Source organism: Shewanella sp. 1311 (assembly GCF_059338235.1).
Window position 1 is genome coordinate 3,424,728 of the sequence record NZ_CM181686.1, and the last position, 14,808, is coordinate 3,439,535.

At 44.9% G+C, this 14,808-nt stretch carries 15 protein-coding genes; 13 read left to right on the top strand and 2 right to left on the bottom strand.

The features are described from left to right. Window positions 1-548: 548 nt before the first annotated feature. From AC5YB3_RS15360 to AC5YB3_RS15380, 5 genes are all read left to right on the top strand, one after another. Window positions 549-2,741, top strand: coding sequence for a TonB-dependent receptor (locus AC5YB3_RS15360; RefSeq protein ID WP_494525650.1), 2,193 nt, complete (start codon window positions 549-551; stop codon window positions 2,739-2,741). Between the two features lie 99 nt (window positions 2,742-2,840). Next, window positions 2,841-3,515 (top strand): Fe2+-dependent dioxygenase, encoded by a 675-nt coding sequence (locus AC5YB3_RS15365; protein WP_494525651.1) that lies wholly within the window; start codon window positions 2,841-2,843, stop codon window positions 3,513-3,515. A 231-nt stretch (window positions 3,516-3,746) separates the two neighbouring features. Further along, window positions 3,747-4,751 (top strand): tRNA dihydrouridine(20/20a) synthase DusA, encoded by a 1,005-nt coding sequence (dusA, locus tag AC5YB3_RS15370; RefSeq protein WP_494525652.1) that lies wholly within the window; start codon window positions 3,747-3,749, stop codon window positions 4,749-4,751. Between the two features lie 209 nt (window positions 4,752-4,960). Beyond that, entirely contained in the window at window positions 4,961-5,251 is a 291-nt protein-coding gene (locus AC5YB3_RS15375) for a hypothetical protein (protein ID WP_006086053.1), read from the top strand. Window positions 5,252-5,395: 144 nt separating this feature from the next. Further along, window positions 5,396-5,596 (top strand): PspC domain-containing protein, encoded by a 201-nt coding sequence (locus tag AC5YB3_RS15380; RefSeq protein ID WP_006083032.1) that lies wholly within the window; start codon window positions 5,396-5,398, stop codon window positions 5,594-5,596. A 138-nt stretch (window positions 5,597-5,734) separates the two neighbouring features. Here the strand turns inward: AC5YB3_RS15380 and AC5YB3_RS15385 are convergent, their stop codons facing one another. After that, on the bottom strand, window positions 5,735-6,472 hold the full coding sequence (locus AC5YB3_RS15385) for an enoyl-CoA hydratase (protein ID WP_006083031.1): 738 nt from the start codon (window positions 6,470-6,472) through the stop codon (window positions 5,735-5,737). 33 nt (window positions 6,473-6,505) lie between these two features. On the opposite strand from AC5YB3_RS15385, the gene AC5YB3_RS15390 reads away from it, so the two are divergent. The 3 genes from AC5YB3_RS15390 to AC5YB3_RS15400 are packed head-to-tail and all read left to right on the top strand — an operon-like array spanning window position 6,506 to window position 8,708. After that, window positions 6,506-6,988: a copper chaperone PCu(A)C gene (locus tag AC5YB3_RS15390; protein ID WP_006083030.1), complete on the top strand. Its 483-nt coding sequence runs from the start codon at window positions 6,506-6,508 to the stop codon at window positions 6,986-6,988. 11 nt (window positions 6,989-6,999) lie between these two features. Then, complete coding sequence (locus AC5YB3_RS15395; RefSeq protein WP_494525653.1) at window positions 7,000-7,968, top strand: DUF2333 family protein; 969 nt, start codon at window positions 7,000-7,002, stop codon at window positions 7,966-7,968. Window positions 7,969-7,970: 2 nt separating this feature from the next. Then, on the top strand, window positions 7,971-8,708 hold the full coding sequence (locus tag AC5YB3_RS15400) for a TIGR04219 family outer membrane beta-barrel protein (RefSeq protein WP_494525654.1): 738 nt from the start codon (window positions 7,971-7,973) through the stop codon (window positions 8,706-8,708). A gap of 88 nt (window positions 8,709-8,796) precedes the next feature. On the opposite strand, the gene tolC is transcribed toward AC5YB3_RS15400, so the two are convergent. Then, window positions 8,797-10,104, bottom strand: coding sequence for an outer membrane channel protein TolC (gene tolC / locus AC5YB3_RS15405; protein ID WP_494525655.1), 1,308 nt, complete (start codon window positions 10,102-10,104; stop codon window positions 8,797-8,799). 244 nt (window positions 10,105-10,348) lie between these two features. On the opposite strand from tolC, the gene nudF reads away from it, so the two are divergent. The 5 genes from nudF to parE are packed head-to-tail and all read left to right on the top strand — an operon-like array spanning window position 10,349 to window position 14,798. Beyond that, window positions 10,349-10,951: an ADP-ribose diphosphatase gene (nudF, locus tag AC5YB3_RS15410; RefSeq protein ID WP_494525656.1), complete on the top strand. Its 603-nt coding sequence runs from the start codon at window positions 10,349-10,351 to the stop codon at window positions 10,949-10,951. A 6-nt stretch (window positions 10,952-10,957) separates the two neighbouring features. After that, a complete protein-coding gene (locus AC5YB3_RS15415; protein WP_006083025.1) occupies window positions 10,958-11,398 on the top strand; it encodes a DUF1249 domain-containing protein in 441 nt (146 codons plus the stop codon). A gap of 15 nt (window positions 11,399-11,413) precedes the next feature. Then, window positions 11,414-12,253 (top strand): 3',5'-cyclic-AMP phosphodiesterase, encoded by an 840-nt coding sequence (gene cpdA, locus AC5YB3_RS15420; protein WP_494525657.1) that lies wholly within the window; start codon window positions 11,414-11,416, stop codon window positions 12,251-12,253. Between the two features lie 26 nt (window positions 12,254-12,279). Beyond that, window positions 12,280-12,855, top strand: a complete 576-nt coding sequence (locus AC5YB3_RS15425) for a YqiA/YcfP family alpha/beta fold hydrolase (protein WP_494525658.1) — start codon at window positions 12,280-12,282, stop codon at window positions 12,853-12,855. Window positions 12,856-12,911: 56 nt separating this feature from the next. Continuing rightward, on the top strand, window positions 12,912-14,798 hold the full coding sequence (gene parE / locus AC5YB3_RS15430; RefSeq protein ID WP_006083022.1) for a DNA topoisomerase IV subunit B: 1,887 nt from the start codon (window positions 12,912-12,914) through the stop codon (window positions 14,796-14,798). Window positions 14,799-14,808 lie beyond the last annotated feature (10 nt).

Here is a 14,808-nt window from a genome sequence, read left to right on the forward strand (position 1 = left end):
ATATGATGCAATATCGACACTATTAGCCCCATTCATAGTGGCCCATGTGTGCCGATGCTGCAAAGTTTTTTAGCCTTTTTATGGAGTAACTCGACTTTTATCTATTCAACAACTGAGGGGAGAGCGATTATTGCCCGACTCTGTGGCATCTCGGTTAGTGCGATTCTGCGATACCATTCCATTCGCTATCGTCTGGCAGCTAACGAGATTTCTCAACAGCAACATTAAAATATCCCCCGTAGATAATTCAATTACAGTCGTCATTGCACAAACTGACTCGGCTCGTGTAATAATGTAATATTTTTATGTGGTTAGCTCGTCGCCGGTTTTTTTAAACATCAAGACACTCTCACTTTCTCCACTACTCTCAATTTCAGAGGCAATGAAAAAACCTGCATTGCTGGACGATAAATTATGCAACCAATGTTAACTAATAATGCAAATGATAATAGTTATTGATCAGTTTGTGTGATTTCCTTATATTAGCGGGCGATTAACAGGTGGGGGACATCTGTTACAGGGTTTAGTCCGCAACAGGAATGCTTTTAATGAAATTTGCAAAATGCCGCAATGGCCGAGTCGCACTCGGCGCCCATGTTTTAGGTTCATTAACTATAGGTATGGCTATATCAGCTACCCCTGCGATAGCAGCGGAGCAGGCACAAGTCGCTGGTAAGAAAGTCGAACATATTGAGGTTAACGGCGAATATTTGGGCTACAACACGCGCAAAGTACAATCCGGTAAATTTACTGATGATCTGCTCAATAGCGCTAAAACTGTCACTGTGATTAATCAAGATCTGATCAAAGACATGGGGGCACAAAGTTTTACCGATGCTCTGCGTGCAACACCTGGTATTACGCTTGGTACGGGTGAAGGTGGTAATCCCTATGGTGACAGGCCGTTTATTCGTGGTTATGACGCTCAATCTTCAACGTTTATTAACGGTATGCGGGATGTGGGCTCCCAGAGCCGTGAGACTTTTAACATCGAACAAATTGAGGTGCTAAAGGGGCCGAGTTCTGTTTATAACGGCCGTGGTGCAGTTGGCGGTAGTATCAATATCGTGACTAAAAAAGCCCAAGCTGAAGATTTTATTAATGCGGATGTGGCGATTGGTACTGATGCTTTAAAACGCGCCAGCCTTGACGTTAACCATGTAATTGCAGATGAAGCTGCCGTGCGGGTGAATCTAATGGCGCACGATGCCAATACGCCGGGTCGTGATGAAGTCTCTGGTAATCGCTGGGGCATTGCACCCTCGGTGACATTTGGCTTGACGACACCCACTAAGGTGACGTTGGAATACTATCATTTTGAAAACCATGACATACCTGACTATGGGATCCCCTATGATCAAGCGACAGGTAGGCCTGCCGATGTTGATCCCAATAACTTCTATGGCTTATTGTCGCGGGATTTTCGCGATAATAATGACGACACAGCTTCAGTGCTGATAAGCCATGACTTTAACAATGACATGCAATTTACGTCGACCTCAGTGTATAGCCGTAATACCAATTACTACATTGTGACTAACCCAGATGACACGACAGGCAATGTCGCCAATGGTTATGTATGGCGTAACACTAAATCACGCCATTCAGTCACTAAAACGCTCGCGACCCAATTGCAACTGGCGGGTGAGGCCAAGCTGGCCGGATTCACCAACCGTTTTGCGATTGGCACTGAATTTAGCAACGAGCGCACCAGTAACTTAAGTTATACGGTCGATACGGATAATGGTCGTAATGCGGGTTGTAATGATGCACTACTGGCTAATTACAATTGTACTTTGCTATCGAAGCCTAATCCTCACGACCCTTGGGTCGGCAGCGTGACGCTAGGAACAGATGCCACTGTGACTGAAACGGACACTCGCTCAGTTTATGCCTTTAATACCATAGAGTTGAATGAGTCTTGGATGATTAACGGCGGCGTGCGCTGGGATGATTACAGCACTGCTGCACAGAACTCGACTTCGTCACTATCCAACGACGATGACTTTTTAAACTACCAATTATCAGTGCTGTATAAACCTGCGGTCAACGGCAGTATCTATGCAGCGTGGGGCACATCTTCGAATCCGCCAGGGACATCTAATGGCGATGGTTCAGATCGTCTTGGTAGTAACAATGAAGATTTAAAGCCTGAAGATACTGAAAGTTACGAGCTAGGTACTAAGTGGGATTTCTTCAGTGGCCGCTTATCGCTTAATGGTTCAGTATTCCAAATCGAGAAGAACAACGCTCGCGTTGCGACTTCTGCCGATCGCAATTCACCGCAAGAAAACGTTGGTGAGCAGAAAGTGAAGGGCTTCGAAATTGGTTTTTCAGGTGATATCACTGAGCATTGGCATGGATTTGGTGGATACACCTATCTTGATGCTAGCCTAGAAAGTAACGGATTTAATGCCGCTTACGATGGTAATCGTTTCCCTAATACGGCCAAAAACAGTATCAGTCTGTTTACCACTTACGACATTACGGAACAGTTAAATGTCGGAACTGGCGCGTACTATATGGGGCAGGTTTACGGTAATACCGCCAATACCTTATCGATTCCTTCATACTGGCGTTTTGATGTGGTTTCATCTTATAAGATGAATGACTTTCTGACGCTGCGCTTGAATGTGCAAAACCTCACTGACGAGCGTTATTACGATAAAGCCTATACCGCGCATTTTGCTAACATGGCGCCCGGACGTTTGGTCATGCTCAGTGCCGATATGCATTTTTAATGTCAGTCATTAGCTAATGTTACGGCAGCCTTCGGGCTGCCTTTTATGTTTTATAAACGGTATACGTCATGCCGTATTTTTGCCCTATGGAACCCTGAGATGCTGATTGAAATTCCAAATGTTTTCTCAAAACAAGAAGTGAGTCACTTACGCGACCAGTTAGATGCGCGTTGCTGGATAGACGGTAATCAAACCTCCGGCGCGATGGCGACAACTCGTAAGCGAAATCAGCAATTAGATAAGGACGACCCAGTAGCCGTCGCGCTAGGTCAGCAGATTATGGACAGGCTGTTAGCACACCCACAATTTGTATCTGCGGCATTACCATTACAGTTTTATCCGCCTTTGTTTAATCGATATCAAGGCGGTGAAACCTTTGGATATCACATAGATAATGCTATCCGCTCAACTCCTGATGGGATGATCCGTACCGATTTGTCAGCGACTTTATTTCTCAGTGAACCAGAAAGCTATCAGGGCGGCGAATTAGTTATCCAAGATACCTACGGCCAACAAAGCATAAAATTATCTGCGGGTTCATTAGTGCTGTATCCATCGAGCAGCTTGCATCAGGTCACGCCAGTTCTGTCGGGCGAGCGTACCGCCGCCTTTATGTGGCTGCAAAGTATGGTTCGTGATGAAGGTCAGCGTCGTTTGCTATTTCAACTTGATCAATCGATTCAAACACTCACAGCTCAGCAGGCTGCAGAACAAGAGTTGTTTAATCTGACGGGGATTTACCATAACTTGCTCAGGCGTTGGAGCGAGCTATAGTTTTGGCTCAGAGACAGGCTTCAATACCAGCTTAATCTCCCCAAAGCGGGCTGTTTAGGATATAATCGCGCTAGCTCTGAGGGGGCAATAAAACAGTAAACGTTAACTCGTTTACTGTTTTTCCATTTTTAAGCTTAAGGTTTATTGGTAATCTGCGGCTTAAATTAAGATTCTTTATCCTTCTAAGCGATAACTTACTGGCAAATTTTAATTACTTGAGTCGATAGTAACGTGTTGAAAAATAATCTTAATGATGGCCTACCGCTCGACCGCACCTTTTCCATTGCGCCCATGCTGGATTGGACTGATCGCCATTACCGTTATTTTGCGCGTTTGATGTCGGCTAATGCATTGTTGTATACGGAAATGGTGACGACTGGGGCGATATTGCATGGTCGTGGTGACTACTTGGCATATAACCAAGAAGAACATCCTTTGGCGTTGCAGTTAGGTGGCTCTAATCCTGTCGATTTAGCGCGTTGCGCTAAACTCGCGGCTGAGCGTGGCTACGATGAGGTGAACCTCAATGTGGGTTGTCCTTCCGATCGAGTGCAGAATGGTCGCTTTGGCGCGTGTTTGATGGCTGAACCTGAATTAGTGGCTGAGTGCGTTGATGCCATGAAGCAAGTGGTTGATATTCCTGTGACTGTTAAGACACGTATCGGGATTGATGAACAAGACAGTTATGCGTTTTTAACCCAGTTTATTGACGTGGTCAGTGCAAAAGGCTGTACGGATTTTACTATTCATGCCCGTAAGGCTTGGCTACAAGGCTTGAGTCCGAAAGAGAATCGCGAGATCCCGCCGCTCGATTATGAGCGTGTATATCAACTAAAGCGCGATTATCCCACGCTTAATATTGGTATTAATGGCGGCGTCACCACACTTGAGCAAGCGCAACTCCATTTGGCGCAGCTTGATGGCGTGATGATGGGGCGTGAGGCCTATCAGAATCCTTATATTCTGGCGCAGGTAGACCAAATTCTATGTGGCAGCCAAAAGGCGGTGATCAGCCGTGAGGATGTGATTGAGGCTATGTTGCCTTATATCGAAGCACATTTGCAGTCGGGTGGGCGACTTAATCATATTACTCGCCATATGATCGGGTTATTCCAAGGCTTACCGGGTGCCCGTGCGTGGCGTCGTTATTTGAGCGAAAATGCCCATAAAAACGGCGCTGGGATAGAAGTGGTAAAGCAGGCCTTTCAGAATATTCAGGCTGAAGTTACAGAGTAATTCCACTCGACTTAAAAGATGGTGAAATTTACTAATTTGAGTAGTATTTTTCACCACTTGTTATTTTCCAATCCATCCCTATATCTCATCTTGTCCACATAAAATTTTTTAAAATGATTAAAATCATAATCTTAAAAATATTTTTATAAGTTGGCACGCAGTTTGTAATACTCCTTTCGTCAAGTTAATTAATCGAAAGGGATGCCATCATGTTTACGTTAACCATTAAAAAATCAGTACAAATGAGTGTGTTATTAGGTGCGTTAGTCGGTAGCGTTGCAGTACACGCAGAAGCCGCGCCAATATCGGATGTTGTCGGAACCATTGAGCAAACGCTAACTACCCAAACACAAGAAATGTTAGTCAGTGCTAAGCGTGAGTTTGTGATGTCATTGCAAACACAACTCGCTGAAAGTATTTATGACTTCAACAGTCAACTTGGCTTAAGCGCTGAGAATGAAGGTGAGTCGGCAAGTGCCGATGAATATAGCGCTAAGTAGGGGATCTGCTTATGTGGTTTGTAGCACCTTTAATGACTTTGCTACTGTTACCTGTAATTAGTCTTGCGTTGTTTTCAGGCATTATTTGCTGGTTTCAGTGGCATAATGATAAATAAATTACAATCAATTGAGTCGAGGTTTGAGATGAAACGAGTAAAAGCACGTATGGAGAGCCCAGAGCGATTAGTGTGTGGTGTTGCCGCTGGTATGGCATGGAAATTTGGTTGGTCTTGCTTTTGGACTCGAGTGGTGTGGGCTGGCGCGACGGTATTTATGCCTGGCGTGAGTTTGTTGATTTACTTTGTTTTAGCACTGTTAGTTGATCAATGGAAAAGACCCGTGTAAGTCCGCAGTGATGACTTATATTTGAGGCTTGTCTTGATTGAAAAATTGAAAGAATATTTTAAAAAATAGGGTGTTAAACCTATCAACAAGAGGGCACTTTGACCCTCATGCGAAATGTATGTGCATACTGCTTGCAGACTACTTCTTCAAAAAAGCCTGAAATCTGCTCTTGGCCTCATCACTTTTTAGCCTAGCGCTAAATTGTTCTAATTCTTGATGCATTTGGTGTTGTACACGATTTTTATGCGGACGCATTAATTGACGTGTGATTTGTAGGGCTTGTGGCGGTTGATTTGCCAACTTTTTAGCCTGAGACAATGCATAACTGAGTAGGTCTTCATGGGCCACAATTTCGTTGATCATATTGAGTCTGTGGGCCGTCTCGGCATTAAAACTTTCGCCGAGTAGCAATAGCTCTGCCGCTTTTTGATAACCCACTAGTTCAGGTAACAGTAGGCTGGCCCCCGCTTCTGGCACCAGTGCTAAGTTGACGAAGGGCAGCTGAAACTTCGCCGTGTTATCGGCATATACCAGATCGCAATGCAGTAGTACGGTTGTTCCAATGCCGACGGCGGCGCCAGAAACGGCGGCAACCAGCGGTTTTTTGAGTTCCAGCAGGCAAAATAAGAAACGTACAGCGGGGTGATTTGGCCCTAAGTCACTATTTTTCAAAAAGTCTGCAACATCATTGCCTGAGGTGAAGCAATTATCTTGGCCATGGAGCATAAAGGCACGAATGTCGTTGTCTGCTTCACCTTCGATCAGGTATTCTGTCAGTTGTTTATACATATTAAGATCAAGTGCATTGCGTTTATCGGGGCGATTAAAGCTGATAATACGTACGCCCTGATCATCCTGAACCTGTATATGACTCATGGGTTGTTTCCTTTACGACGACATTGGGTAGACATGGAGTTTAAGACATTGAAACCAATATTCAAACAGCTGTTTAATTGTCTAGTTTTATCTTGTGCATCATTTTCAGCGTTGGCAAGCGTGATAGTGACCGAAGGTCATGTACGCGCCATGCCTGAGACAGTACCAAATACTGCCGCCTACTTTACGCTTGAAAACCACACAGATAAAGCGGTTCGTCTTATCGGCGTCAGTACTACAGTGGCAAAGGATGCCCAATTACATACTATTATCGAAGATCAAGGCATGGTGAAGATGCGCCATGTTGAAGGTTTTGATATCCCATCCCATGGCGCATTAACGTTAACGCCGTCAGGGGATCACGTCATGTTGCTAGGTTTAAAAGCGCCATTGGTGTTAGAGCAGCAAGTTGAACTGCAATTAGAGTTTGACGATGGCGAGAAAATGGCGATTACACTGCCTGTTAGTAAAGAAGCAGAAAACGCCGCAGAGCAAGAGCATCATCACCATCATTAAGGAGTCGCTTGATGCAAATTACATGGAAAAAAGTTACCGGTGTCGGTTTATTTTTAGTATTAATCGGTTATGGCCTGAGTGTGTGGTGGAGTATCGAGCCCGATCCTATCAATCCTCAACAATTGACGGCTACCGATAAAAATGTGGTCGGATACGCAACCACCACTTCGCTGATCCTCACGGTCGAAACATTACTGGATAAGCAAGGCGGTTGGTTATCAAACGATGTGATGCCACCTTCCATCTTTATGGATAACATGCCCGCATTTGAATACGGCGCATTAGAACAAGCCCGCGATTTAGCCTTGATTATGCGTAAAGAGTTTAGTCGCTCACAGTCTCAATCTGCAGCGGATAAAGATTTAGGCGAAGCCCAGTCTAAGCTCAATATTGATCACACGAGCTGGTTAGTGCCAAGTGCCGAAAGCGAATACCGCGATGCCATTAAATTGCTGAAGCTTTACCGTGCTCGCATAATGGACCCTAACAATCAAGATGCACAGTTTTATGCTCGCGCCGACAACCTCAATGAATGGTTGAAAGAAGTGCAGAAGCGTCTGGGCAGCATGTCACAACGTTTATCGGCCAGTGTTGGCCAAGAGCGTTTAAATACCGATTTAGCCGGCGATAATGCGGCGCGTCAATCTACGCCTAACTTGGCAAGCCATCAGGTGAAAACCAGCTGGTGGAAGATTGATGACGTTTTTTATGAGAGCCGTGGTGCTTCTTGGGCCTTACTGAACTTTATGCGCGCCGTGGAAGTCGATTTTGCCGATGTCTTAAAGAAGAAAAATGCTGAAGTGAGCTTAAGACAGATCATTCGTGAGCTAGAAGCCACTCAGCAAACTGTCTGGAGCCCTGTTGTACTTAATGGCAGCGGTTTTGGCTTAGTCGCTAATCATTCATTGGTTATGGCTAACTATGTATCCCGTGCAAATGCCGCGGTGATTGATTTAACGAACTTGCTATCTCAAGGTTAATTATGAAAAAAACTCTCCTCGCCAGTGCGGTATTAGGATTATGCATGGCCACTTCAGCCCAAGCGGCGACTGTGGTCGGTTTCACAATTGGCGGTGACTACTGGCGCGCCGATACTAGCGGTACTTTTGCTGATAAAGGTCAACCACAACAATCATTTGATTACAGTTCATCGGCTCAAGGTAGCTATTGGATTGCGGTTGAACATCCTTTGCCATTTGTCCCAAATATTAAAATCCGTGAAAATAGCTTAGATCAAAAAGGCAGCATGTCTGATGCTGATTTCAACTTCAATGGTCATGATTTTAAAGGTAATGTGACTACTTATACTGATTTGAGCAACACAGATTTCGTGCTTTATTACGAAATATTGGATAACGACATAGTGTCATTAGATCTCGGTGCGGCTTACAAGTTAATGAATGGCTCACTGCGCGTGCAAGACCCTGGTCACCCTGAAGAGATAGATGTCGATAGCGGCATTGTGATGGGTTATGCCAGTACACATGTGGGTATGCCTGGCTTAGGCTTGTACGGTTTTGCTGATTTAATGCAGGGCGTAAATGAATCAAGCGTTCACGATTATGCGATTGGTTTAGGTTGGCAATTCGATGGTTTAGCCGTCGATACCCGTGTACGTGTAGGCTACCGTGAGTTTTTATTCGACGTGAGTAACTTCTCGGGTGTGAGTGCCGATACTAAATTTAAAGGTTACTTCGCAGGTGTTGAAATCAACTTCTAATCTGTTGATTTAGTGTTTGAGTATAAAAAAACCGCCTATCGGCGGTTTTTTATCTGACAACTTTTTTAGCTGAGAACCGAGAGTGAGATTACTCTGCAATTAAGCCATTGTTGATGGCAATTACGTCATCTTCATTCAATGTACCCGCTGCTTGCTTCAAGGCAATGACCGAGTTGATGTAGCTATAACGTGCATCGGATAATTTACGTTTTGAATCGTACAAGTCACGAGTACGGTTCAGTACGTCAACGATAGTACGAGTTCCCACTTCGAAACCCGCTTGAGTGGCTTTCAATGCACTTTCTGATGAAATAACTGACTGTTCATAGGCTTTGATTGAGCTGATAGAAGCGCCTACGTTGTTGTAGTTATTGCGGACGTTTTTCACAACACCACGGTAAGTTTGCTCAAGTTTTTCACTCGCTTCAACATATTGAAATTGCGCTTGATTAACTTGTGAGCTCACTTTAAAGCCTTCGAAAATCGGAATGCTTAAGTTGACACCGACACTGACGTTATCGAAGTCAGGCTCATTGATATTACCGGTTTTTTGCTCAAGACCTTTGTTGTAACCTGCATTCAAGCTTAAAGAAGGCATGTGGCCTGCTTGATAAAGCTTAATGGTTTCTTGAGCAATATCTTTACCGATACGTTGAGTCATCAAATCGACGCTATTGGTTTCAGCAATCTTTAACCATTCGTTTGACGACGTTGGCGCTGGCGTAACGGCCGAGAAACGGTTGGTATCTAACACGTTGATTGTCTTGTGATCGATGCCAGTGATTTCACGTAAGGCTTCATAGCTATTAGCGAGTGTGTTTTCAGCTAAAATTTCAGTGGCTGAGGCTAAGTCATATTGAGCTTGGGCTTCATGCACATCGGTAATTGCGGTTAAACCCACAGCAAAACGTTGTTTAGTTTGTTCAAGTTGACGTTCGATCGCGCGTTTTTCTGCACCTTGGAACTCGTAGTTGTCTTTCGCCGTTAATACGTTGAAATAGGCTGTAGTGATACGAGTAATCAGGTTTTGTAATGCTGAAGCATAGGCAGAATCAGCTTGAGAAGCGGCTTTCTCAGCAAGGCTTAAACCGACCCAAGCACTGTGATCATAGATAACTTGATTTAATTTCAGGCTACCCACTAGACCGCTTGAATCATCCTTCGGATCATTCCAAGCTTTGTCGTAACCGACGTTTGCACTAATGGTTGGCAACAGCGGTGCACGGTTTTGTTCAATTTGTTCAAACAAACCATTACGCTGGGCTTGGGCTTGCAATACGAGCGGGTCGCTGGTCAGTGCTTGTTGATAAATTTGCAACAAATCATCTGCTTGCACCGCTGAAGCGGAGGCCGCAAGTGTTAATGCTGCGCATAAATTATGGATCTTAAATTTCATTTGCTGTCCTTATTAGACAAAATCCCCCCACGGAGGAATATTTTAACTTCGTTTAGACTAAGTAATGCCTTTACCAAGGCGGTTTGCGCTTCCCGACGCTTCCCGATACAGCTAAAACTTAATGACCTAGAGTCTAAGAACTCTGACACTTTCAAGTCAAATTCGAAGTGTAACAGATTTTATTTTAAAAATGTGCTCAAATTGCCTTGATTATAGGCGCAAATTCAACTTTTAAGGATAGAGTATGAAACCCCCTGTTTTTTCGCAAACGGATATTGAGATCTTAGAAAAAAAATCCCTATACCAAGGATTTTTCTCAATGGACGAATACACTTTCAAACATAAATTATTCGCTGGCGGCTGGAGCAAACCTGTTACCCGCGAAGTGTTTGAACGGGGTCATGCAGTCGTCGTTCTGCCCTATGATGCCAGACAAGATAAAGTGGTACTCATCGAACAGGTGCGCTTTCCTGCATTAGCAACCACTAAATCTCCTTGGCTTCTCGAGTTGGTCGCGGGTATGATTGCGCCCGAAGAAACGCCTCTGGACGTTGCGCACCGCGAATTAATGGAAGAAACCGGCTTAGTTGCTAAGCAAATACACAGCGTGAATAGTTATCTTGCCAGCCCAGGTGGCAGCACAGAACGTTTCTATTTCTATTGGGCCGATGTCGATTCGAACGACGCCCGTGGATTACATGGATTAGCAGAAGAGCACGAAGATATTCGATTGCATGTCATGAGCCGCGAGCAAGCTTATAATAGTGTGGTTGCGGGCGAGATCGATAATGCGTCGACCGTCATTGGATTACAATGGTTACAATTAAACTATCAACAACTGGTTTAAGTTGGGATGAATTTGGCTACTTCGAGTCTAAAACAGCGCTATAAACCTAACGTCAGTGACTTTTTAGCACTGTGCGGGCGAAATTATGGTTACATGTTGAAATGGTTACCGTTAGAGATAGCTATCGGTGAGTCATGGCGACTCGAAGGTGAGTTTGGTATATTAGTAGTACGAATTTTAGAAAATACCAAATATACTCAATTAGTTGAGATATCTCGTCCCATCGCAATCAAGGAGTTTGTCAATACTCCCAAGGTGTTAGTGAGAATTTATCACGATGCTAAATTAGCAGAAGTGTTAACTGGTCAACAGATTTACCAATTACGCCCAGTGTATGATTATCCCAATGTCCGTATGTATCAAAGTGATGAAAAGTACCAGGTGAATGCATTCCTGGAAGAGTTATTAAAGATTGGTTACCACCATAGTGTCGTGTGCCAGTCTTAGAATTGGGTATTCAATGTGCTGAAAGAGGCTGTCTCTTACTCCATAGCTGAAGGGGAAAGCGTGCGTATCGTGCAAGTCACAGATCCGCATCTTTTTGCTGATCCTGAAGCTCAGCTATTAGGAGTCAATACTGGCAAGAGTTTTGATGCCGTATTAAATACAATTAGAGCTGTGGACTATCCCGCTCATTTGATGCTTGCCACGGGTGACTTAAGTCAAGACTACTCGGCTGAGTCCTATCAGCAATTCGTGAAAGCCGTCACGCCTGTTGGTTTACCTTGTCATTATCTTCCTGGAAATCATGATGATCCGCGGATTATGTATCTGCACATGCAGGGTGAACAGATTTATGGACAGCAGCGTATTCTGGCCGGAAACTGGCAAATTCTCATGTTGGATTCAACCGTGCGGGGAAAGCCCGGCGGCAATATGGCCGAGACTCAGTTTGAATTAATTGATAAAGCCATTGCCGCACATCCCGAATGTCACACTTTATTGGTGATGCACCACAATCCTATTGTCGTGAATTGCACTTGGCTGGATCAACACTGCATGGACAATGGCGCCGAATTTATTGCGCGAGTAGCAAAGTATCCGCAGGTCAAAGGATTACTCTGGGGTCATGTACACCAATGTATCGATACCCATCATAATGGCCCTCATGGCAGCATGCAGCTAATGGCGACACCTTCCACTTGTATTCAATTTAAGCCGTTATCGCCTTATTTTGCTTTGGATAGCGTCCAACCGGGTTATCGTTTGCTGGAGTTGAAAGCCGATGGTAGCATCAACACTAAAGTGTATCGCGTACCGGGTAACCATTTTTCCCCCGACAACAACTCTAGCGGTTATTAACGCGAATAACCGCAGCCTGAGGAAATATGCTGCTTTATATTCACGGATTTAATAGCTCACCTTTTTCAGATAAAGCTGTGATGACGGCTGAGTACATGGCGCAGTATCACCCGAGTGTGACCTTTTATCAGCCGCAATTACCCAATACGCCCAAGGCTGCCATGGCACTGTTAACCACTTATGTTGAGGCGGCTGTCGATGCCAATGAGCCATTAACTTACATAGGCTCATCCTTAGGCGGATATTTTGCCAGCTATTTAGCCGAAACCTATGGCGGCAAGGCTGTGTTAGTCAATCCAGCGGTAAAACCCTTTGAATTGTTTGATGAGTTTATGGGGCCGCAATTTAATCCCTATACCGAACAGCATTATCTTGTCGTGCCCGAGCATAAGCGGGAAGTTGCTGAATTTAATACGGCTGTTATCCGCAATCCGGATCATTTTTTGGTATTATTGCAGACGGGTGATGAAGTGCTGGATTATCGCGAAGCGCTCAATAAGTACCATCACTGCCAATTGCGAATTGAAGCGGGAGGCGATCACAGTTTTGTTGGCTACGAATCGCATCTGCAAACTGTAAGCCAATTTTTACACTTACCTTGACAAACTGACATGCCGAGCCGCAACATGGCAGGATACAATAACTTATAGCGTGCCCTATGACGAATCAATACACCTCTGACGCCATTGAAGTTCTCAACGGACTCGATCCTGTTAAACGCCGTCCAGGTATGTATACCGACACCTCCAGACCAAATCATTTGGGCCAAGAGGTCATAGATAACAGTGTCGATGAAGCATTGGCGGGTCACGCGACCAAAATTGAAGTTGTTCTACATACAGATAACTCCCTCGAAGTCACCGATGATGGCCGTGGTATGCCGGTGGATATCCACCCAGAAGAAGGCATTCCTGGGGTCGAGTTAATCCTAACCAAATTGCATGCCGGCGGTAAATTTTCGAATAAAAACTACCAGTTCTCTGGCGGTTTGCATGGTGTGGGGATTTCGGTCGTTAACGCGCTGTCGCGCCGTGTCGAAGTAACAGTTCGCCGTGATGGTCAAGTGTATGATATCGCATTTGAAAATGGCTTTAAGGTTGAAGAGTTACGCCCAACGGGAACTTGTGGTCGTCGCAATACTGGGACCCGAGTGCATTTTTGGCCCGACGCCAGCTATTTTGATTCTGCTAACTTTTCTAATTCAAAACTGATTTATCTGCTGCGGGCTAAAGCGGTACTGTGCCCTGGTTTACGGATCAAATTCACCAACAAACAGACAAACGAAGTCCATGAATGGTTCTATGAAAGCGGCCTAACTGATTATTTGAAGGCGGCGATTGGCGACAATTTAAGGTTGCCAGATGAGCCGTTTGTCGGCTGTTTTAAGGGCCAGCTAGAAGCCGCTGATTGGGCGATTACTTGGCTGCCAGAAGGCGGTGAATCCATTGGCGAGAGTTATGTTAACTTAATTCCGACTCCGCTCGGTGGTACCCATGTGAATGGTTTCCGCCAAGGCTTATTGGAGTCAATGCGCGAATTTTGTGAGTTCAGAAACTTAATTCCTCGCGGCATTAAACTTTCACCCGAAGACATTTGGGATCGCGCCGCATTTATATTGTCGGTGAAGATGCAAGAACCGCAGTTTGCTGGCCAAACTAAGGAAAAGCTTTCTAGCCGTCAATGCGCCGCATTTGTGTCTGGCGTTGTGCGTGATGCTTTTTCACTCTGGTTGAACTCAAATACTGAACTCGCTGAATCGTTAGCCGAAATGTGCATTAATAATGCCCAGAGTCGGTTAAAGGCCGCTAAAAAAGTTGCTCGAAAAAAGGTGACTTCAGGGCCTGCACTGCCGGGTAAGCTAACGGACTGTAGTGGCCAAGATCCAATGCGCGGAGAGTTATTCCTCGTGGAAGGGGATTCTGCGGGTGGCAGTGCGAAACAGGCTCGCGATCGTGAGTTTCAAGCCATCATGCCGCTGCGTGGGAAAATCTTAAACACCTGGGAAGTTGATGCTTCACAAGTATTAGCCTCGCAGGAAGTCCATGATATTTCGGTCGCAATTGGTTGCGATCCCGATAGCAGTGATATATCTGAATTACGTTATGGCAAGATTTGTATCCTTGCGGATGCCGACTCGGACGGACTGCACATTGCTACCTTGTTATGCGCGCTATTTTTGAAGCATTACCGTATCTTGGTTGAACAGGGCCATGTGTATATTGCCATGCCGCCGTTGTTCCGTATCGATATCGGCAAAGAGGTGTATTACGCCTTAGATGAGGCCGAAAGAGCGGGGATTTTAGATCGCATTGCTGCTGAGAACAAAAAGGGTAAGGTGCAAGTCACCCGCTTTAAAGGCTTGGGTGAGATGAATCCTTTACAACTTCGTGAAACAACGATGGATCCGAACACCCGTCGTTTAGTACAGTTGACCATAGATGATATCGAAGAGACTGATGCTTTGATGGATATGTTGCTCGCTAAGAAGCGTTCGCCGGACCGTAAAAACTGGCTTGAAGATAAGGGTGACATGGCTTTACTTTAATGTTGTGCAC